Source organism: Exiguobacterium sp. s101 (genome assembly GCF_018617835.1).
Classification (GTDB): domain Bacteria; phylum Bacillota; class Bacilli; order Exiguobacteriales; family Exiguobacteriaceae; genus Exiguobacterium; species Exiguobacterium marinum.
This window is the reverse complement of the sequence record NZ_JACSKX010000003.1, coordinates 73,238-94,367: the sequence shown is the minus strand read 5'-3', so window position 1 is coordinate 94,367 and position 21,130 is coordinate 73,238. Positions and strand designations below refer to the sequence as shown.

The window sequence follows — 21,130 nt, the reverse complement described above, 5'->3', positions numbered from 1 at the left end:
GATGACCTCGGTCATCGCTTGTTTGCGTCTTGGAGCTCTCGCCACCACGTCGTAGTATCATTCCGACCGTCGAGCGTGATACGCTCCCCAATCTTCGGAGTGAGGACGACTTCTTTAGGTAATAGCGATGCCATTTGTTCTGCCGGGTCGAACCAATCGTGGAACGACAGTGTGAACGCACCCCAATGGATCGGCATCATTTGGTCGGCACGCAGATCATGAAACGCTTGCGCCGTCTCTTCTGGCTGCATATGGACGTCCGGCCAGCGCACGTCATATTGTCCGCATTCGAGAGCGGCGAAATCAAACGGTCCGTACTGTTCACCAATCTGTTTAAAGTGAGGAGCATAGCCGCTGTCTCCGCTGAAGAAGAGACGGTCCGCCTCGCCGAGAACGACCCACGATGCCCAGAGCGTACTGTTTCGGTCCGTCAACGAACGACCGGAGAAGTGACGTGCCGGCGTGCAGACAAACGTCCAATTCCCGAACGCATACGACTCGCCCCAATCTCGTTCCACGATCCGTTCTGCACCGACACCCCATCGTTTCAAATGACTTCCTACACCGAGCGGCACGATGAACAAGGCGACCTTGTCTTTGAGGGCAAGGATCGTTCCATAGTCTAGATGGTCGTAATGGTCATGCGTCAATAAGACGACGTCGATCTCAGGCAAATCCTCGAGGTCGAACGGCAAGTCTTCGCTGAAGCGTTCATTTTTTGCGAACGGAAGCGGGGATGGGCTTCGTCCAAACATCGGGTCGACAAGCATCGTCTTCCCATCCATTTGCACCATGAGGGCCGAATGACCGAGCCAGTAGATTCTCGTGAAGCTTGAGCCCGTCTTCTCCTCGAAATCGATGGGCACGATTGGTAAACGTTCAGTCGGCTTGCGCAGTGAGGTCACGTCACGATAGTCGCGCGCCATCGATACCATGTCCTCTGCGGAAAAGTTCATCGGCGTCTCGTATTGATTACGGAACGTTCCGTTGACCCGGTTCGGGGATTGAAGTGATTTCGGTTTACGTCCGAGTGGTTTGTACTGCGTCAGAATCGTACCAGTGACAGCCGCCATTCCGACCAATGAAAGCAACATCGTCTTTTTCATTTAGATCCTCTTTTCTACAAGTTCGTTGAATTGATTATAGCGTGCATTCCTCATTCTCATCTCGATTAGTATGCAGATTCACTTATATTTCAAAAAATAGAGTGTTCTTGATTTAAGTCAATGTGAACCCTCGTCCACCCTTTTATGATGGAGATAAGATTAATCGAAAGGAGTTTTTCTCATGACACATTCATCTTTACGTTCACAGCGACGTGCCGCATTCTCGTCCGGGATTGCCCTCGTCCTCATGGCACTCGTCGCCTTTTTCGCGCAAGGATATGTCTACCAATCCCTCATAATCGAAAATGATCCGATGACGACGTATCAAAACTTAATGAGTCATCCGACGTTGTTTCGTTTCGGGATCATCGGCTGGGGCATCATTGTCGGGCTAGACCTGATCGTCGCCTACGGACTATACCGTGTCTTCAAACCGCTGCATGTCACATTCGCCCTACTCATCGGAGCACTTCGATTCGTCTATACACTGATTCTCGCGTTCGCCGTTTTGCGACTCGTCGAAGCCGAACGCCTCCTCGATACATCCGCTTCAGCTAGACAAATGTATGAGACGGTCACTTCCTTTGAAGCCATTTGGTCATTCGGCTTGATTGTGTTCGGGCTTCACCTTATCGCAATCGGATGGATGGCAGTGCGGACCCGGCTCATTCCGAGAATGATTGGGGTCCTGCTCCTCCTTGCCGGCTTCAGCTATACGCTCGTCCATGTCCTTTATCAATTTCCTGCAGTTGAAGGCATGACGGCAATGCTCGAACTGTTTCTCATGCTCCCAATGTTCTTCGGGGAGTTGGCCTTTGCCGTATGGTTAATTGTGAAAGGAAGAACACTAAGAATGAAGAAGGTCACTCGACAATCCGAAGGTGACGCATCGCCCGCTTCTTGATTCGACTAAGTGATTCCGGGGTGATGCCAAGGTAACTTGCGAGTTGATATTGCGGGACGCGATGAACCAAGTCAGGTCTCTTCTCCATCAATGTCTGATATCTCTCTTCAGGTGAAGAAGACATGAACTCAGCGAACTCATCCCGCATCGTCCCCATGTCCTCTTCAATCATGTCACGTGTCATCGCCTCAAAGATGGGATTCATCTCGTATTGTTGTTGCTCCGTCGCAAGATCACCGACGACGAGACAACATTTCTCCAGACACGATAATGAATACGGTGACCGTCCGTCCGATAGATGTTTCGTCAATATGGTGATGCTCTGTTCTTCCGTGATGAAATCGACGGTATGCTCGTTCCCTTCTTTATCGACCTTATATTGACGAATGCAGCCACTCAGTACGAAATAGCATTTAGTCGGGACGTCTCCTTGATGTAATAAAATCGTACCTTTCGGAAATGTGGTAATCGGTACATCGGCTGTCAACCGTTCACACTCTTCGTCACTCATATCCGTAAATCGCTTCATATATTGAATCAGGACGTCTTTCACTCAACTCACTCCTTTTCAGGAAAACCGATCTATTCCCTCAAGTATAGCAGGTTTCGCCATTCAAAAAGACCTGCCCACCGCTTTGGTGAGACAGGTCTTTTGTTAAGACTTTTGCAAGATTTTAATGTCGTTGATGATGTCTTCGGTCGGGACGTTTTGGAACCCGGGATAAGCCTTCATAATCTTACCTTCCTGATCGACCAAGTAAAAATACGTGCCATGGTCGACTTGTGTGCCTTCTTCAGGCTTACGGACGAGCGCTTTGAAGTTCTCTTGAGCGAACGTCTCGATTTCGTCTTGCGAGTAGCCTGAGAGGAACTGCCAATCCGCGTTCACAAGGTCGTATCCACTCATAAACTCTTTCATCTTCTGTGGAGTGTCCACTGTCGGGTCGACGCTGAACGAGACGAATTGCACATCTTCGACGCCCTCCTCCTCGAGTGCTTCATTCAGCTTCGTCATATTATACGTCATCGGCGGACAGACTGTCTCACAGCTCGTGAAGACAAAATCCACCATCCATACTTTGCCTTTTAAATCTTCGAGACTGACCATTTCTTCTTCTTGGTTCATGTATTCGAACGATTCGACTTGCCAATTGAGCGGGTCCTCAATCTCTTGTCCACATCCGGCTAGGACGATGAGCATCGTCATCAAACTACCGATCCACCATTTCTTCACGCGTTCCAACTCCTTATCTCTTTTTGACATTCCACATCAAGATTGTGATGAACGTGAAAGCTGTCAACGCGAGGAACGGAATCGTGATGAACCCGAGCCAGTTGATATATTGACCGCTACACGGAACCCCTTGTGCACAAGGTTGAATTTCTGCAAAGCCCGGCACTTTTTGTACCAAGTAATGGTAAAATGAAACGAAACCACCTATGATAGTAAGCGGTAACACATATTTCCGCACCGTCCGATCGTCCGTGAAGACGGCAATCCCTAGGATGATCGTCAGCGGATACATAAAAATACGTTGAATCCAACATAGCTCACATGGCACGAATTCCCGGATCTCACTGAAGTAGAGACTGCCGAGCGTCGCCGTCAAAGAGACGAGCCAAGCGAGATACAAGCCATATTTTTCGTGAAATGACTTCATTTATAGGTCCTGCTCGATCAACTGTTGGATTTGTTCATAATCGAACGGGTCTTCGAGCATCACACCATTGATCATGATTGACGGTGTGAATTGCACACCGTTCTCTTTCACAAGACCATCGTCCTTGCTGACTTTTTCGAGTACGGTCGATTCTTCTCCAAGGTCTTGCTCAAGTTTTGCCAAGTCGACCGATGTCGTCTCGCTCGCGATCTCCTTCAACTTCTCGACGGTCACCCATGCGTTGTCGTGTTGCTGAGAAGCCGGTTGCGCGTCGTAGAGCGCTTTATGGAACTTCCAGAACGATTCAGGGTCTTGCTCGTATACTGATTCGGAAGCGAGTGATGCCAAAATTGATTCTTGTCCATGGAACAAGACGTTAATATAGCTGAAGCTGACGTCTTCCTTGTCAAGATAATCCGCTTTCAGTTGCGGGTAAATTGTGTCGCCCCACTGTTTGCATGATGGGCATTTATAGTCTCCGAACTCGACGATTGAGACTTTCGCTTCTGGGTCCCCAAGCGTCGGTTGCCCTTCGATGGACACATGATCGCCTCGATCGACTGTTGCCGACTCATCTTGATTGAGCAAGACGAACACGATTGCAATCAATGCGACCGCGACGATGGTCATGACGACCAACCATTGATTCTTTTTCATTCTCTTCACCTCTATTTATTTTCGACTCGTCTTTCATTATAGCGGAAGCTCTTACACCTATCATGTGTTCGACTCGTTTTTCATAATTCTCTTCATTTCAAGCTTTAGGAGGTTTTTCTCGCATGATCAAGTCTTTTACGATGCGCCTCGGTCTCATTTTGGCGCTTAGCATTGCCACGCTTGTCTTTTTACTGACGATCGCACTCACATCCCTGATCAGTCACCGGGCGTCTGACTCGCTTGAACAAGAAATCGGGGAAAGACTCTCCACGACCTCGCATCAATTGGCGGACAAACTCGACTTTTATATGTGGTCACGTTATCAAGAAGTTCAACTCTTGCAAGGACTTGATTTAGAGGAGCCGGACGAAACACGACGACTTCTCGATCAAGTCCAATCGAACATCCCGGCATTCTCATGGATGGGTGTAACGGATGCGGACGGGACCGTCGTCGCTTCAACGAACGGGATTCTTGAAGGAACCTCGATTGCCGAACGTCCGGTATATCTTGAAGCGCAAGTTGCCCCCTTTATCGGAGACGTTCACGAGGCGGTCCTCTTAGCTGAATTATTGCCGAATCCGACGGGGGAACCGCTCCAATTCGTCGATATCAGTGTCCCGTTATTTCAAGACGGGACGTTTCAAGGGGTGCTTGCCACTCATTTGAGCTGGGCCTGGGGAAAAGAAGTGCTCGGACATTTCAATCGGACGCTCCATGAACAAGTCGATGATACGGATTTATTCGTCGTCAGTGAACGAGACAACGTTGTACTCCTCGGCCCAGACGACATGGTCGGAAAACCACTTCTCGTATCGTTTACAGAAGGAGCAACCGTAAAAAAATGGGAAGATGGTCAGGACTATCTGACGGGCATGTCCATCGGAGAAGGGTATGATGAATATCCTGGACTCGGTTGGCGTGTCGTCGTCCGTCAGCCGGCAGCAGTCGCGTTCGCACCGGTCGAGACACTTGAAACGAGAATCCTGTGGATCGGTTTGTTCGCATCTCTTGTGACGGCTGTCCTCGGTTGGCTGCTCGCTTCTATCGTGACGAGACCGTTGAAGCGAATCACTGAAACGGCTTCGCTCATGGAACAAGGGAAAGCCAATAAATTTCCACATCAGTCCGGAATCGAAGAGATCGAGTCGCTCGCATTCGCCTTGGAATCACTCGTCACTTCCCTCACCGAATCGGAGTCGGAACGGGTACACTTTGAGAAACTTGCGAATCGCGATGCGTTGACCGGGCTCTCGAACCGCGTTGCTTTACGGGAACAGTTGAATCGACTATATGATTCAGAAGAGACACATGTCTTCTTTTATCTCGATCTCGACGGGTTCAAGGCGGTGAACGATACATATGGCCATGCGGTCGGGGATGCGTTGTTAGTCGAAATTTCACAACGACTCCGAACACTTACAATCGATGAGTTATACCCGGTCCGATTGAGCGGAGATGAATTTTTCCTCATGTTCCCGAGACGTGAATGTTCGGTTGAAGAAATTCATCAAATCGGTAAATCGGTAATCGACACGCTCTCACAACCGGTGACGATTGACACTACTTTCATCTCTGTTGGGGCAAGTATTGGTGCATCGATTTGGTCGCCACCTGAACCACCACATGTCGCCATCGAACAAGCGGACGACGCTTTGTATCGGTCAAAAGCGAACGGGAAACAACAGCTTTCGTTCCACGAATTGTTCGAATAATTTTGGGCGCCCATATGAAAAGGAGTTCATGCTGAACTCCTTTTCATTTTTACTCTTCAGTTTCCGTTATCATGTCATCCTGCTGCTCATTTTCCTCTTCTGGCATCGGCTCCAAATCCATCGTATACACGTATTCCTCCCCAAAGTTATTCAAGATGAACAACTCTTCTTCTGCACGTGTCGACAGTCCATTCGAAAATCCGATTGCGGCATACATTTCCTCTAACAAAACGTCCTGTTCTTTGTCAATCTCATCAAACATGGCTTTTTCCCATCGCTCGATGATTCGGCCAAGTTGAAGATAGTCACGCTTTTGATTTTATTTTGATCGTGCAACAACTCCAAATATTCACGAACCTCTTTCAGATTTTTATGCGTCATCGGGATTGCACCCGCTTTTTCTGTCGCCAATATTTTTTGATGGTCATCAGATGCATTGCTTCGACGAGATTCCCATTGTTCAATTTTTTGGGGTCGTCAAAGTCGAGTCCCGTCGTTTCTTGCGGGTTGATGCGGCGCGTGACGTTTTGACGCCGTCCGAATGGGTCTTCCTCTTTGATGGTATCAATCAATTCGAGTGCACGAGTGTATTCTTCTTCCGTCAACTGTTCACGGTCGAGTTCAGCTGGATTTGGCCTCATCCAATACTGATAGAATGCATATGTAGCAACGACAATGACAACTAAGACAAGTCCCATCCAAAGAAACCATTTTCTCCATTTTATTTACCATTCACGCCCTTTTATTGATTCACTCTATCAAGGATAACATATATAACTTGCTAAAAATTCCATAAAAAGGGTTTGATTATAACCTCACATAAAAAAGTACCCACCCCGAGATAGGAGCGAGTACTTTCTCTTCTTACGCTTCGAACAACAACTGTTCTGGATCTTCAATCATATCTTTAATGTGTTTGAGGAATGTCACAGCCTCGCGACCATCAACAATTCGATGGTCATACGAGAGCGCGACGTACATCATCGGACGGTTTTCCATCGTGTCCGCATCGATGGCGACTGGGCGGAGTTGAATCGAGTGCATCCCGAGGATGGCGACTTGCGGTCCGTTCAAGATTGGCGTTGAAAGAAGTGAACCGAACACGCCCCCGTTTGTGATCGTGAACGTACCACCTGTCAGATCACTTAATCCGAGCTTGTTGTTACGCGCTTTATCCGCGAGGTGAAGGATGTCTTTTTCGATTTCCCCGAAGTTTTTACGGTCCGCCTCACGGACGACCGGCACGACGAGACCGTCTGGAGCCGATACGGCAATCCCGATATCGTAATATTTCTTCAAGACGATTTCGTTACCTTGGATTTCAGCGTTCAAGTAAGGCATACGTTTGAGCGCTGCTACCGCTGCTTTCGTGAAGAATGACATGAAGCCGAGTTTGACATCGTTGTCTTTCACGAACTTCTCTTGGCGACGTTTACGAAGTGCCATGACCGCCGACATATCGATTTCATTGAACGTCGTGAGCATCGCTGCCGTCTGTTGCACTTCGACGAGACGGTTCGCGATCGTCTGACGGCGACGCGTCATCTTGATGCGCTCTTCTTCTTTGCCACTTGCGGCAGGTTGTGGTGCAGGTGTTGCAGCAGCCGGTTTTTGTTCTTTCACAGCTGGTTTGTCTTCATGTTTCGAAACATCGTGTACGTTGATGCGCCCAATTGGATCGTTCGTTTGAACGGCTGAAAGGTCGATGCCTTTCTCACGAGCAAGCTTACGTGCAGCCGGTGTCGCGATCGGTCCTTTACCAGGGCTTGCGACGTGCTCTTCACGCTTCTCGACTTTCTTGCCTTCTTCGACAGACTCTGTCTTTTTCTCAGTCGGCGCTTCTGCTTTCGTTTCTGCCGCGTTTTCTGTCTTCGTCTTCGTCGCGACAGCCGTTCCACCGCCAGAACCTGAACCGAGACGTGCGATGACTTCACCGACTTGAACCGTATCCCCTTCTCCGGCAAGTTGTTCTTCTAACACACCCGCTTCGTCAGCCGGGACTTCGATATTGACTTTATCTGTCTCGAGTTCAACGATGGCTTCCCCTTTTTCAACTTGGTCGCCCGGCTGTTTGAGCCATGTCGCGACCGTTCCTTCCGTAATGGACTCTGCTAATTCCGGTACTTTGATTTCGATCACAATGAGTTCCCCCTTAACTTATTTACGATCTTTTTGATATGTGCTCGTGCCTGCACCGCTCGAGACGACGTCACGAGCGAGTGCTTCACGGATGATGCGTGCTTGTTCTTGTTTATGGGCTGTCGGATTTCCTTCAGCCGGGCTTGAACGACGGCGACGACCGATGTAACGGACGTCGAGGCGATTCGTTGTGACCGCTTCAAGGCGGGGCTCGATGTATGACCAAGCTCCCATATTTTTCGGTTCTTCCTGTACCCAGACGATTTCACGCGCGTTCGGATAGCGACTGATAACGTCACGAATCTCGCGTACCGGGAACGGATAAATTTCTTCGACACGGATGATATGGAGAAAGTCGAGTGATTCCTCTGACTTGCCGACTGCTTCTGCGAGATCGATTGCCATCTTTCCTGTGCAGAAGACGAGACGTTCCACCTGCTCGGTGCTCTCACCGAGACCTGGTTGTTCAATGATCGGTTTGAATCCCTCTTCCGTGAACGCCTCGACTGGTGATGTGGCGAGTGGATGACGGAGCAGGCTCTTCGGCGTCATGATAATCATCGGACGAATCTCTTCTTTTCCGAGCATCTCGGCTTGGCGACGTAAAATATGGAAGTACTGTGCCGCTGACGAAAGGTTTGCGACAGTCCAGTTTTTCTCCCCGGCTAGTGTCAAGTAACGCTCCATCCGAGCACTCGAGTGCTCCGGTCCTTGTCCTTCGTATCCGTGTGGTAAGAGCATGACGAGGCCTGATTTTTGACCCCATTTCGCACGTCCCGCTGAGATGAACTGATCAAACATGACTTGAGCCGAATTCGCAAAGTCACCATATTGTGCTTCCCACAGTACGAGCGTGTCTTGTGCAAATACGTTATAGCCATATTCAAAACCGAGCACCGATCCTTCTGAAAGTGGGCTGTTATAGACCGAGAACGACGCTTTCGCTGTCGACAATTGATGGAGTGGCGAGAACTTCTTCCCTGATTCGACATCGTTCAACATGATGTTTCGTTGTGCAAACGTTCCACGTTCCGAATCTTGACCGCTCAAGCGTACGGGCGTACCATCTGAAAGAATTGAAGCGAAGGCGAGCGTTTCCGCGTGACCCCAGTCGATTTTTCCACCTTCGTTGAAGGCCTCGCGACGACGGTCGAGTACTTTTTGAAGCTTATGGAAGACACCAAACCCTTCTGGCCAGTCAAGCAACTCTTCGTTCAATTGAGTGAGCAGATCGTGCTCTACAGTCGTGTCGACTTTTGGGAATCCTTTATGGACAGCTTCCGGCAAGACGATGTCCGCGTCCACTTCTTCAGGAGGAACAAGGTCGCGGGCTGCTTTGAGCGCCTCTTCGATGTTTTGTTCAACTTGCGCTTTCTCTTCTTTCGTCATAACGCCTTCTGCTTCAAGCTGTGCAGCATAGACGTGACGGACAGATTGATGTCCCTTGATCGCTTTATAAAGAACAGGGTTCGTGTTCATCGGTTCGTCCATTTCGTTGTGACCGTAACGACGATATCCGATTAAATCGACTAAGATATCTTTATGGAATTTGGCACGATACTCACTGATCAACTTCGCGACGGCGACACACGCTTCCGGGTCATCCGCATTCACGTGTAAGACCGGGATTTCATATCCTTTGGCGATATCACTCGCGTAACGCGTCGAACGTGAATCGTTCGGGTCCGTCGTGAAACCGATTGTGTTGTTGGCGATGACATGAACCGTCCCACCTGTACGGTAACCCGTCAAGTTCGTCATGTTGAGCGTCTCAGCGACAATTCCTTGTCCTGGGAAGGCCGCATCTCCGTGAATCAAGATTGAGGCTGCCAAATCGTCGTGCTGTACAGCCGATCCTTTTTCGGACCGATTATCTTGCGCGGCACGCGTGTAACCTTCAACAACGGAGCCGACAAATTCGAGGTGACTCGGGTTGTTCGCCAAGTTGAGACGGACTTCTTTTTGCTGTTCGACCACTTTCCGATCAAGACCGAGGTGATATTTTACATCGCCTGACCAACCGAAGTTGATGCCGATTGACCCTTCAGATGGAATCAATTCTTTGTTCGGTGCGTGCTGGAACTCTGCAAAAATCATCTCGTACGGCTTGCCGAGTACGTGGGCAAGTACATTCAAACGTCCACGGTGGGCCATTCCGATATTGATATGTTCAGAACCGCTCGAGATGAGTCCTCCAACCATCGCATCGAGAAGTGGCACCATCGCATCCAATCCTTCAATCGAGAAGCGTTTTTGTCCGACATATGTTTTATGAAGGAATGACTCAAACAGTTCCGTTTCAGCAAGACGTGTGAATAATTCTACTTTTTCTTCTTTTGAGAATTTTTGCATCAACGCACCTTGTTCGACTTGGCGGCGAATCCACTTCTTCTCTTCCATATCGTCTAAGTGACGAAGTTCGATGGCGACCGTTCCTGTATAAACATCAAGCAAGTGACGGAATAACTCTAACGCACTCGCGTTTGGTTTTGGTGCATCGTCTGAAAGAAGACGGGCCGGAATTTGTTTTAAGTCTTCTTCTGTCAAATCATAGCGTGACAGTTCGAACAACTCCTGCTCGCGCGGATGGTCTTTCAGCGGATAAATATCGGCTGCTTTATGACCGAACGCACGAATATCGTTGACGAGTCGTGTCGCCGAGACGACCTTCTCCAAATCAAACGATGGACCCGAGACCGGCATTTCAGAAGGTGACGACGTTTCCGGTGCCCCGTTCTCATCAAAGTATCGACGCGTCTCCTCATCGACCGTTGATGGGTCTTCCAAATATTGCTCGTACAGTTCAATGATGTAGCCTAAGTTAGGACCATAAAATGCTTGCGATTTCTCGTGGACATTCGACGACTCTCCCATTGAATAAATCCCCCTTATCCATTCCTAAACGTTCTATCTGTGAACGCTTTCATTTTAACATGTAGCCCGAAGCCGTTCACTTATCTCTTAACCTAGTGAACAAAACAAAATCTTGCCTCTTACGCTCAACTTCATACTACACCTTTCATGGCGGAAAGACCCTTACAAATTCACAATTCGTCCATACTATTTCAATAAGTTTTGCTTATCGATAAATTGTGTCACAAGCATTTGTTTCAAAAATTTCAAAAAAAGATGAAACCTTATTTCAAACAAGCCCGTAGAAGGGGATGTAGGAAGCACAATAACACATTTAAAAGAAAGCTAGGTGACAACATGTTATCCGTACAGAATGTTCACAAGAAAATGGGAAAAGCGACGGTTTTGACGAATGTCAGTTTTGATGTCGTTCCAGGTGAGATTTTTGGTTTTCTCGGCCCAAACGGCGCGGGGAAGACAACAACGATACGTATTATCACAGGTCTCATGCCGGCCACTCACGGGACCGTAACCGTCGACGGATATGACGTCGCGAACAGTCGCCAAGAGGCGCTGAGCCGAATCGGTGCCATCGTCGAGAATCCAGCGTTTTACCCGTACATGACAGGACGAGAAAACTTGATTCATGCCATGAACTTGATCCCGAATTTGAAAAAAGTCGACTTGAACGCGCTCGGCGCACTCGTCGGTCTCGACGGAAAACTCGAGATGAAAGTGAAACAGTACTCGCTCGGGATGAAGCAACGTCTCGGGATTGCCCGTGCTTTGTTGCATAATCCAAAAGTTCTCATTTTAGATGAGCCGACGAACGGTCTCGACCCAGCTGGAATCGCCGACCTTCGGAATTACTTACGCCACCTCGCTGACCATCGCGGGATCGCCATCCTCATCTCAAGTCATTTGTTGAGTGAGATGGAATTGATTACGGACCGCTTCGCAATCATTGACCAAGGACAAATCAAATCAGTGGAAGACGGACAGACGAAGGCTGACAGCGTCATCCTCTGTAAAGTTGCCAAGGAGCAGATGAACGAGGCACTCGACGTCGCGGCACTCGCCTTCGATGATGTAAAAATCGTCCAGCAATCTGCCGAGTCGTTTATCGTGCCACGTCAGGAAACGGATATTCCCGTCTTATTAAAACAGTTGATTGAGCGTAATATCGCCGTCTATCAGATTGGGATGAAACACGAGTCGCTCGAAGAACAATTCTTGAAATTGACGAAAAAAGAAGGAGGTACGAACAATGCGTTCATTACTCAGCAATGAATGGATGAAATGGCGTCGTACGATTAAACCATATGTCGCCTTAGGTGTATACACGGCAATCATCCTCATCGTATACGCTGTATTAGCCAGTGGAGAAGGAAACCCAGAAGCTGCGTCATTCTTTGAATTCTCAACGATGGGCGCCATCGCCTTCCTCAGTATTTTTTCAATCGTCTTCACAGCCGAGATGGTCGGGAACGAATTGAAATTTGATACGTTGAAACATCTGTTGATGAGCCCATACTCTCGCGACCGCATCTTATTGTCGAAACTCGTCATGGCCGTCCTCGTCATGTTGCTTCAATTCGTCTTCATCTTAGTCGTCGCGTTCGGGTTCTCACTCACGTTAGACGGCTCTGTCACATGGGATGTCATCCGTCCGATTCTCATCAGTGTGAGCGGACCAATCTTCATCATCTTCTTGACGCTCATGTTCTCGGTCGTCTTCAAGTCGGTCGGTGTCGTCATCGGGTTCACGGTGCTCGCAAACTTCGCTTCAAGTATTATCGGTGGGCTTCTCGTCGCCTGGAAACCTGAACTTGCGAAATGGGTCGTCTTCTTGCATACGGACCTTTCGATTTATGAAGTCAACCCTGAGTTTATGAAAGCGATGGACGCTACGATGGGCTTCTCGATTTTCTACGTCGCCCTTCACATCATCGCCTTCTATCTCATCACGGCATTTATGTTCCGCAGCAAAACGTTTGCGGAATAACAATAGTCCCTTTCGATTCAAGCGAACCGGAAGGGACTATTGTTTGTCTCTATATGTGTGATGACTTCAACATCCTTTGTCACATAACCTCAACATTCTGTCAGAAGTCTCTCAACTGAATGCGATATGATGAAGGTAACAGCATTTAAGAAGGATGTGACATTATGGCTCTCACAATCGGGTTAGCATTGCTCGTCTGTTTGATCGCACTTATTTTTACGGTCATGGTCGGTCTCGGGAAAGACCGCTCCTCGTACAGTCAAAAGAAGAGCTGGTCGATGGTATCTTGGCTCTACATCATCTTGCTCCCCGTCTCGTTCATCGGACTCGGTCTGCTTTACTATTTCATAACGAAATAATCGAAAAAATCACGATGCCTACACGCTAGGCATCGTGATTTTTTTAAGCGATTAAATCGCTCCAGATTTTGATGGTACTCGCCAAGATGAGTAACGCCAAAATCCATTGGAGTGCTTTCGTATTCATATTCTTCCCGACATTCGCCCCGATTGGAGCGGCAATCAGACTCGCGATGATCATGATGATAGCCGGTTCCCATACGATTTGATCTGTAATGATTTTACCGAACGTCGAGCCAATCGATGAGATGAATGTGATAGCGAGTGAACTCGCGATGGCCATCTTTGTCGGGATGCGTAAGACGACAAGCATGATTGGCATGAGAATGAATGCCCCTGCCGCTCCGACGATTCCTGCGGCGATCCCTACGATGAAGGCAGAGCTTGCCGCGATCACTTTGTTGAACTGCACTTGGTCGAGTGGCATATCATCCACTTGCGGTTTCGGCAAGAACATCATGATTGTGGCAATCGTGGCGAGTACAGCGTAAACAACATTGATCATCGTCTCCGAAAGAATCGTCGATCCATACCCTCCAATAAAGCTACCAATCAATACTGCTACACCCATGTAGAGAATCAATTGCTTATTTAAGTATCCACCTTTACGATAAGCGTAAATCCCACCGATAGTTGCAAAGAATACTTGAATCGCACTGATTCCTGAAACTTCGTGTGCGCTGAATGCAGCAAACCCTAAAAGCGGTGGAATGTATAACAACATCGGATATTTAATGATGGACCCACCAATTCCGACCATTCCAGAAATAAACGACCCGATAAATCCAATTAAAAAGATTGTTATGATAAACCCAAACTCCATATAGACTCCTCCATTAATTTCGTATTCTCCTCTTATTCAGAAGCTTCCCAAGCCATCATACCGCCAGACACGTCATAGATTTCTGAATATCCGGCACTCTGTAACTGACTAGCAGCCTGTGCACTTCGGTTACCACTCCGACAAATGACGTAAATCGGCTCATTTTTCGGATAAGGTAATTGCTCTGCAGCTAATGAAGAAAGTGGTGCGTTCACCGACCCCTCAATATGCCCCCCATTGTATTCCGATACTTCACGTACATCAAGAAGCGTTATTTCCTCTTTTTCCAATTTATTTTGTAGAGTTTTGACGTCGATTTTTGTAATTCCATCCTTTTCTGATGTGATTACAAAGATAAAAATTGCGATAACAGCTAAAATTCCGACAAATAAGGAAATTTTCTTCATCTTTTCTCCTCCAATTCTTTTCACTTGCGCTCATTATACCTTATGGGGTATATTAAAGCCGACGAAACATTCTCGTTGCCAAAAACCTTAAACATGAAAAGGAGATCAAAGACTCATGAAGACGATTACGACTACTGAATTAGAAGCGCTACTTCAAGCAGACGACTCACTCAACCTCATCGATGTGCGAGAGGTGGACGAATTTGCAGGGGGTCACATCAAACAAGCGAAAAATGTACCACTTTCTGAATTCGGGGCGAAAGTCGATGAGCTCGATCGCTCTAAACCGATTCACGTCATTTGCGCAGCCGGCGGACGTAGCATGAACGCATCTGCTTACCTCGACTCACTCGGGTTCGACGTCACGAACGTCGACGGTGGGATGATGAGCTGGCAAGGCGACGTCGAATAATAATAGATCACTTTATTCATTAGGAGGAAATTCACATGTTATTACGTTATTTTTATGATGAAAAATTAGCACAAGCTTCATATATGGTCGGTTGCCAAATGACAGGAGAGGCGATTGTTATCGACCCAGCTCGAAACATCGAACCTTACCTTCAAGAAGCGAAAAAAGAAGGAATGAACATTGTCGCGACAGCAGAGACGCATATCCATGCGGACTTTGTATCGGGTTCACTCGAACTTGCGAAGCGCACCGGTTCAAAAGCCTATCTTTCAGATGAAGGCGATGCTTCATGGAAATATGCGTTCGCGAAAGACATCGATTCACAACTCGTCAAAGACGGTGAGACGTTCAAAATCGGTAACGTGACACTCGAAGTCATGCACACACCTGGTCACACACCGGAACACATTTCGTTCCTTCTTTATGACCGCAACCAGACACAACCGATGGGAATCTTCACAGGAGACTTCGTCTTCGTCGGAGATATCGGTCGCCCTGACCTTCTTGAAGAAGCAGCTGGTGTAAAAGGAACGACGGCAATCGGCGCAGAACAAATGTTTGATTCGCTCAAGAAGTTCTTAGCTCTTCCAGACTTCGTTCAAGTCTGGCCAGGACACGGCGCAGGTAGCGCTTGCGGGAAAGCACTCGGTGCGATTCCAACATCAACGGTCGGTTACGAAAAAGCGACGAACTGGGCGCTTCAAATGACGGACAAAGATGCCTTCATCAAAGAGTTGACAACGGATCAGCCAGAACCACCGAACTACTTTGCGATGATGAAGAAAGTGAACAAAGAAGGGATTCAAGTGACGACGGAAGTCACTCGTCCTGAAGTCATCGGATCGAATCGTCTCGATACACTCGTCGAAGAGACACAAGTTGTCGACACGCGTAAAGGCGAGGACTTCGCGAACGGGCACGTACCAGGGACAATCAACATCCCATACAACAATAAGTTCGTCTCATGGGCTGGTTGGCTCGTCAACTTCGACAAAGACATCACGGTTATCGCAAGTGCTGAGGACATCGATCAAGTGCAAACGGATCTTCAATCAATCGGTCTTGACCGTCTTCGTTTCATCGTTCCAGTCGAAGAACTCGAAGCATCGCTCTTGACGGAAACGTATACGGACGTGACGGCAGAAGAAGCGATTGAAGCTGCCGAAAAAGGTGACGTCTTCGTCCTCGACGTTCGAAACGCGACAGAATGGAACGCGAGCCATTTCGAAAAAGCAGAGCGCATCTTGCTCGGTAAACTCGTACGTGATCATGAAGGTCTTCCGAAAGACAAAACAATCGCGGTTCACTGTGCATCAGGCGTCCGTTCACGAATGGCGGCAAGTGTCCTTCAATCGCTCGGCTACAAAGACATCCATAACATCTTGGGTGGCTACGGTTCGATGAAGACAGTCTTGAACGCTCAACAAATCAAGTAATGCTATACTGACCATAAATATGGCGCCCGCTTCGAGAGGGGCGCCTTTTGTTTAGGAGGGAAAGACGTGGTCGCCATCGGTCCACTCAACATTCGTTTGGATTTACTCATCTTTTTACTAAGCCTTGCCGTCCTTTACGGCATCTTCCGCTTCCTCGGGTTGACGAGTAAGCAGCGTGAAGCCGTCATCGGTACATGGTTCTATGGTTTTCTCGCTTGGAAAGGAAGTGCGATTGTCATCGGTCTCTTGACGACACGTGATATCTCAATCGCTCTCTATGCGACTGGAGGTATTTGGGCTCAACTGATTGCAAGCGGAATCGTACTTTGGCTCGTCTATCGACTCGATCGAGACCTTTTAGGATATTGGGTGCTAAGTGGGGTCCTCATCTGGCTTGGGATGACGCTCGCGGTTCCGATATACGGGACGATTTTGAACCTTTCCGACCAGCCGATTCATCTATGGAGCGCCGTCCTCATCCTTCTGCTACTCGTAACGACGTGGCGATGGATGCATGAGCCGACACGCGGGAACATCCTTTGGACCGTCCTTGGTGCATCTAGTATCTGGCTGTTTGAATCATACGCAGTCGGACAGATTCAATGGTGGATGATCGTCATCACCCTCGTCCTGTTTGGACTGACCGTCTTTCTCGCTCGCCCTTCAAGGAAAGCCGTACAATTCAGTATCGGTGTTCTTGTCGTGCTAGCGGTGGTAAATGCTACTCTACCGGAACGCACCGCGCAAACTGTCACCACGGAGACGGCATCGACCGGTTTGAACATCGGGCAAATCCCCCCTTCGTTCGAATTACAACGGACAGACGGAAGCACGTTCGACTTAGAATCGTTACGCGGTAAGCTTGTCGTCGTCAACTTCTGGGCGTCTTGGTGCCCTCCGTGTCGTGCAGAGATGCCAGACATGGAAACGTTCGCGAAAGAGCGAGACGACGTGACCATCGTTGCTGTTAACACGACGACGAGCGAACGCGATCCAAACAATGCCGTCTCGTTTGTCGAACCGTACGAAGACGCTTTTACCGTTGTCTATGACCGTGACGGCCAAGTCGGTGATGCGTACCGAATTCAAGCGATGCCGACGACGTATGTGCTTGATGAATCTGGAGTAATCATTGCGAAGCAATTCGGCGCCATCGATCATGACTGGCTCGATGCTCAATTATAGTGAACATGACAAGACCGCCGACAGAGACTTGTCGGCGGTTTATCTTATTGCTTCAAATAGCCTTGTGCTTTCAAGAAGTCTTTGACGTCAAGACGTGTCGATTTCGACAACATGCGCCCCATCTGTCCGGTCCACGTATCTTTACGCGGGTTAGAGCCCCGGACCATATAATAATCGCGGATCAACGCATCGTAATCAGAAAGTGACTGTTTGATCCGTTCTGGATTCGCCTCGTATGTGTTCTCATGGTAGACATGGTGGAACGGTAGACGTGGTTTTTGATCCTCGACTGTAGCCGGTACACCGACTGCCATCCCGAAGAGCGGAATGACCCGTTCTGGCAATTCGAGCACTTCTTTCACAGCAAACAGGTCGTTCCGAATGCCGCCGATATAACAGATTCCGAGTCCCATCGACTCCGCTGCCACCGCCGCATTTTGTGAGGCAAGCGCCGCGTCGATCACAGCGACAAGTAGTTTCTCATCAGTCTCAAGCGTCGCAGAAACCTCAGCCTCTTGTAGCTCACCAATCATTTCATGACGATGCAAATCCGCACAAAAGACGAAGAAATGACCATTCTCGACCACATAGGACTGATTACCCGCTATCTCGGCAAGTCGTTTCTTTTTCGCTTCATCGGTCACCCCGATGATGGAGTATGCTTGGATAAAGCTAGACGTTGATGCGCGTTGTGCGCTCTCGACGACTGTCTGAATTTGTTCATCTGTCAATTTCTCGTCCGTAAAATCGCGAACGGAACGATGGTTCAATAATGTCTCAATCACTTCGTTCATACGTTCTTCCCCCTTTTTTTCAATCTTGGCACAAGGTTTGTGAATCCACAATTGAGAGGAATCCGTTGGGCACATTTTGAATGGATGATGTCCGAATTTTGCTTTCTTATGCTATCATTAAAAACTATATAGTAAATACAATCATGTAACTTCGAATAAGGAGCGATATATATGAAAAGAATGCCATTTTACATTCCATACCTTCTTGGTGCTCTATTCCTCTCTGGATGTACGGATGCCGATGTGAGCGTCTCGACGTCGACCGAAGAGAGTACGACACAAGAGGAACAGACAACCGAGACGCTTTCACCTGAACAGGAAGAAGATTTATTTGAGGGCTATACGTTGATCGAGGTGTATGGCGGCGATCAATCCGGTAGTCGTGAAGCGAATGTCGTCGTAGATATCGGCTTTGGCGACCGCGAGTACTGGGCGTTCACGAACGAACATGGTCAGCTGGTTCGCGTGATTGCCGATGAGATCACTCTTCAGGACGATAAGACCGAAGACGTCAATTCGTCAGGACGTTACTATTCAGACGAGGCGAAAGTTCCAGGTGTCGAAGACCCAAACCTCGATGAAGGTCATATCATCGCTGATTCGCTCGGCGGTGTCTCGAACGCCTATAATATCACACCACAAAACAGTGCACTTAACCGTTACGGTGACCAGGCGTTCATGGAAGATGTCATTCGAAAAGCAGGCGGGGCGAAAGATTTCGAAGCCATCATCACCTACCCGAATACAGCGACTCAGATTCCTTCCCGCTACCAATACACGTATACCGTACGAGGCAACACGGTCACGGATACGTATGATAACGCGGATCCGGAAGAAGTAAACGAATCGCTGGATTTGACGGACGACTCACCGCCTGACGTGACGACGGAACCGATCGAGGAGCGAGAATTATCCGATATTGACCTTGACGGGAACGGGCAAGTGACAATCAAAGAAGCGAAGAATGCTGGATTCGAGATGCCGATCACGCGTGACCATTGGTTGTATCAATATATGGACGACCGGGACGGTGACGGGATGGTCGGTGAATAACTACACGATAGACGAGACGTTTCTCCACGAGAGGGACGTCTTTTTGCATACAAAAACCGCGGTACATGACCGCGGCTACTCGTTTAGTTCGACATCTGATTCAAGAATGGTGCGAGATCAACGTCTAACTCGTTCGAGAGACGCTCTCCGAGCTCACGGTCCGCACGATAGAAGTTGCAGATCAAGAGGAGAACCGTCTTCTCATGACGAACTTCTTTGATGTGCGCGACGAGGTTACGGACGAGCGCATCCTTCTCTTCTTGAGAATAGCGACGATACACTTCTCCGGCCTGGCCGAAATCATTCGTCTTCTCAATCTTCTGACGTCCCGTCACACCTGTGATTGGTTGCGGCGTCTCGATGTAATCCGCATTCGGCTTCGGTGCGTCTTCATAACGGTTCGGCTCGTAGTTGACCGGGCTCGTCTGTTGCTTGAATGGCATCGCTCCGTCACGCTGGTTGTTTGCGACTTGAGCAAACGGACAGTTGATCGGGAGTTGAAGGTAGTTCGGTCCGATGCGGTGACGCTGCGTGTCTGAGTACGAGAAGAGTCGTCCTTGAAGCATCTTGTCTTCTGATGGCTGAATCCCTGGGACGAGGACCCCCGGGTTGAAACCAACAGACTCGGTCTCGGCGAAGTAGTTGTCGACGTTTTTGTTGAGTGTCATCGTTCCGACCAATTGATACGGGATGACGTCCTCGAACCAATCTTTCGTCGCATCGAGCGGGTCGAAGTCAAAGTTATCCATGTCCGCCGGGTCTAAAATTTGTACATATAGATCCCATTCCGGATAATCCCCGTTATCAATCGCGTTGAACAAATCGCGTGTCGCATGGTTGAAGTCTTCGGCTTGAATTTTCGCAGCTTCTTCCATCGATAAGTTTTGAATCCCTTGCTTCGGTACCCAGCGCAACTTTATGTACACCGTGTTTCCAAATTCATTCACCCATTTGAAAGAGTGGACGGATGACCCGCGCATATGACGATACGATGCCGGGATACCCTCATCACTGAACAAATGAAGAAGCATACTCGTCGATTCTGGTGTGAGTGACATGAAGTCGAAGAAGCGGTCCGGGTCTTGAAGGTTCGTTTGCGGGTCCGGTTTGAGTGAGTGAATCACGTCTGGGAATTTAATCGCATCACGGATAAAGAAGACCGGTAAGTTATTTCCGACGAAGTCATAGTTTCCTTCTTCTGTGTAAAACTTGACAGAGAAACCACGCGGGTCACGAAGCGTTTCCGGTGAACCTAAGCCGTGGATGACGGTCGAGAAACGTGCAAAGATCGGCGTCTTTTGCCCCTCTTCTTGCAAGAATGCCGCTTTCGTATAGCGTTTCATACTATTTTTTACGGTGAAGACACCATGTGCTCCTGCCCCTCTAGCATGAACGACACGTTCTGGTACACGTTCACGGTCGAAATGCGCTAATTTCTCAATTAATTGGTAGTCTTCGAGAAGCGTTGGGCCCCGACGACCCGCAGTGATGGAGTTGGCGTTATCCCCGATTGGTACGCCTTGATTAGTAGTTAGTTGACGATGTTGATCCATTTGATTGCCTCCCGTTATTTATAATCATTACAATCTTGATATTAATAAAATATTAGAATGATTACAAA

Annotated in this window: 22 protein-coding genes; 9 read left to right on the top strand and 13 right to left on the bottom strand. The window is 48.4% G+C overall.

Annotation, left to right across the window (positions count from 1 at the left end; genetic code table 11):
- Positions 1-11 precede the first annotated feature (11 nt).
- Positions 12-1,106 (bottom strand): MBL fold metallo-hydrolase, encoded by a 1,095-nt coding sequence (locus tag KNO76_RS04005; RefSeq protein WP_214882804.1) that lies wholly within the window; start codon positions 1,104-1,106, stop codon positions 12-14.
- Between the two features lie 181 nt (positions 1,107-1,287).
- Between KNO76_RS04005 and KNO76_RS04000 the strand changes: the two genes are divergently transcribed.
- Positions 1,288-2,010: a DUF4386 domain-containing protein gene (locus KNO76_RS04000; protein WP_214882803.1), complete on the top strand. Its 723-nt coding sequence runs from the start codon at positions 1,288-1,290 to the stop codon at positions 2,008-2,010.
- Here KNO76_RS04000 and KNO76_RS03995 read toward each other — a convergent pair.
- The 4 genes from KNO76_RS03995 to KNO76_RS03980 form a co-directional block, all read right to left on the bottom strand.
- On the bottom strand, positions 1,970-2,563 hold the full coding sequence (locus KNO76_RS03995; protein WP_214882800.1) for a Crp/Fnr family transcriptional regulator: 594 nt from the start codon (positions 2,561-2,563) through the stop codon (positions 1,970-1,972). The two genes, KNO76_RS04000 and KNO76_RS03995, sit on opposite strands and share 41 nt — an antisense overlap.
- A 102-nt stretch (positions 2,564-2,665) precedes the next feature.
- A complete protein-coding gene (locus KNO76_RS03990; protein ID WP_274357262.1) occupies positions 2,666-3,253 on the bottom strand; it encodes an SCO family protein in 588 nt (195 codons plus the stop codon).
- 4 nt (positions 3,254-3,257) lie between these two features.
- The gene (locus tag KNO76_RS03985) at positions 3,258-3,671 is read right to left on the bottom strand and encodes a disulfide oxidoreductase (protein ID WP_214882796.1); all 414 of its coding nucleotides are present in this window, start codon (positions 3,669-3,671) and stop codon (positions 3,258-3,260) included.
- Positions 3,672-4,328, bottom strand: a complete 657-nt coding sequence (locus KNO76_RS03980) for a DsbA family protein (RefSeq protein ID WP_214700569.1) — start codon at positions 4,326-4,328, stop codon at positions 3,672-3,674.
- 122 nt (positions 4,329-4,450) lie between these two features.
- Here KNO76_RS03980 and KNO76_RS14150 point away from each other — a divergent pair, with 122 nt between their 5' ends.
- On the top strand, positions 4,451-6,043 hold the full coding sequence (locus KNO76_RS14150; RefSeq protein WP_214882793.1) for a diguanylate cyclase domain-containing protein: 1,593 nt from the start codon (positions 4,451-4,453) through the stop codon (positions 6,041-6,043).
- A gap of 49 nt (positions 6,044-6,092) precedes the next feature.
- Here the strand turns inward: KNO76_RS14150 and KNO76_RS03970 are convergent, their stop codons facing one another.
- The 4 genes from KNO76_RS03970 to KNO76_RS03955 all read right to left on the bottom strand — a co-directional run bounded on the left by KNO76_RS03970 (position 6,093) and on the right by KNO76_RS03955 (position 11,056).
- Positions 6,093-6,305, bottom strand: coding sequence for a hypothetical protein (locus KNO76_RS03970; protein WP_214882788.1), 213 nt, complete (start codon positions 6,303-6,305; stop codon positions 6,093-6,095).
- A gap of 115 nt (positions 6,306-6,420) precedes the next feature.
- Positions 6,421-6,741 (bottom strand): hypothetical protein, encoded by a 321-nt coding sequence (locus KNO76_RS03965; RefSeq protein WP_214882786.1) that lies wholly within the window; start codon positions 6,739-6,741, stop codon positions 6,421-6,423.
- A gap of 166 nt (positions 6,742-6,907) precedes the next feature.
- Positions 6,908-8,182 carry a 2-oxoglutarate dehydrogenase complex dihydrolipoyllysine-residue succinyltransferase gene (gene odhB / locus KNO76_RS03960; protein ID WP_214882783.1) on the bottom strand — a complete coding sequence of 425 codons (1,275 nt, stop codon included), beginning with the start codon at positions 8,180-8,182 and terminating at the stop codon, positions 6,908-6,910.
- An 18-nt stretch (positions 8,183-8,200) separates the two neighbouring features.
- A complete protein-coding gene (locus tag KNO76_RS03955) occupies positions 8,201-11,056 on the bottom strand; it encodes a 2-oxoglutarate dehydrogenase E1 component (protein ID WP_214882780.1) in 2,856 nt (951 codons plus the stop codon).
- 336 nt (positions 11,057-11,392) lie between these two features.
- On the opposite strand from KNO76_RS03955, the gene KNO76_RS03950 reads away from it, so the two are divergent.
- From KNO76_RS03950 to KNO76_RS03940, 3 genes are all read left to right on the top strand, one after another.
- Entirely contained in the window at positions 11,393-12,325 is a 933-nt protein-coding gene (locus tag KNO76_RS03950; RefSeq protein ID WP_214882777.1) for an ABC transporter ATP-binding protein, read from the top strand.
- Entirely contained in the window at positions 12,303-13,040 is a 738-nt protein-coding gene (locus tag KNO76_RS03945) for an ABC transporter permease (RefSeq protein WP_214882774.1), read from the top strand. The genes KNO76_RS03950 and KNO76_RS03945 overlap by 23 nt, the downstream gene beginning before the upstream one ends.
- Positions 13,041-13,204: 164 nt before the next feature.
- Positions 13,205-13,399, top strand: coding sequence for a hypothetical protein (locus KNO76_RS03940; protein WP_214882771.1), 195 nt, complete (start codon positions 13,205-13,207; stop codon positions 13,397-13,399).
- 43 nt (positions 13,400-13,442) lie between these two features.
- Here KNO76_RS03940 and KNO76_RS03935 read toward each other — a convergent pair whose 3' ends face one another.
- Positions 13,443-14,222, bottom strand: a complete 780-nt coding sequence (locus tag KNO76_RS03935; protein WP_214882762.1) for a sulfite exporter TauE/SafE family protein — start codon at positions 14,220-14,222, stop codon at positions 13,443-13,445.
- 32 nt (positions 14,223-14,254) lie between these two features.
- A complete protein-coding gene (locus KNO76_RS03930) occupies positions 14,255-14,629 on the bottom strand; it encodes a rhodanese-like domain-containing protein (RefSeq protein WP_214882760.1) in 375 nt (124 codons plus the stop codon).
- 115 nt (positions 14,630-14,744) lie between these two features.
- Between KNO76_RS03930 and KNO76_RS03925 the strand changes: the two genes are divergently transcribed.
- From KNO76_RS03925 to KNO76_RS03915, 3 genes are all read left to right on the top strand, one after another.
- The gene (locus KNO76_RS03925) at positions 14,745-15,041 is read left to right on the top strand and encodes a rhodanese-like domain-containing protein (protein WP_214882758.1); all 297 of its coding nucleotides are present in this window, start codon (positions 14,745-14,747) and stop codon (positions 15,039-15,041) included.
- A gap of 35 nt (positions 15,042-15,076) precedes the next feature.
- Positions 15,077-16,477: an MBL fold metallo-hydrolase gene (locus tag KNO76_RS03920; protein WP_214882755.1), complete on the top strand. Its 1,401-nt coding sequence runs from the start codon at positions 15,077-15,079 to the stop codon at positions 16,475-16,477.
- A gap of 66 nt (positions 16,478-16,543) precedes the next feature.
- On the top strand, positions 16,544-17,662 hold the full coding sequence (locus KNO76_RS03915; RefSeq protein ID WP_214882752.1) for a TlpA family protein disulfide reductase: 1,119 nt from the start codon (positions 16,544-16,546) through the stop codon (positions 17,660-17,662).
- Positions 17,663-17,706: 44 nt separating this feature from the next.
- Here the strand turns inward: KNO76_RS03915 and nfsA are convergent, their stop codons facing one another.
- On the bottom strand, positions 17,707-18,456 hold the full coding sequence (gene nfsA / locus KNO76_RS03910; protein WP_214882749.1) for an oxygen-insensitive NADPH nitroreductase: 750 nt from the start codon (positions 18,454-18,456) through the stop codon (positions 17,707-17,709).
- A gap of 171 nt (positions 18,457-18,627) precedes the next feature.
- Here nfsA and KNO76_RS03905 point away from each other — a divergent pair, with 171 nt between their 5' ends.
- Complete coding sequence (locus KNO76_RS03905; RefSeq protein ID WP_214882747.1) at positions 18,628-19,509, top strand: DNA/RNA non-specific endonuclease; 882 nt, start codon at positions 18,628-18,630, stop codon at positions 19,507-19,509.
- 83 nt (positions 19,510-19,592) lie between these two features.
- Here KNO76_RS03905 and KNO76_RS03900 read toward each other — a convergent pair whose 3' ends face one another.
- Complete coding sequence (locus tag KNO76_RS03900) at positions 19,593-21,062, bottom strand: catalase (RefSeq protein WP_214882744.1); 1,470 nt, start codon at positions 21,060-21,062, stop codon at positions 19,593-19,595.
- Positions 21,063-21,130 lie beyond the last annotated feature (68 nt).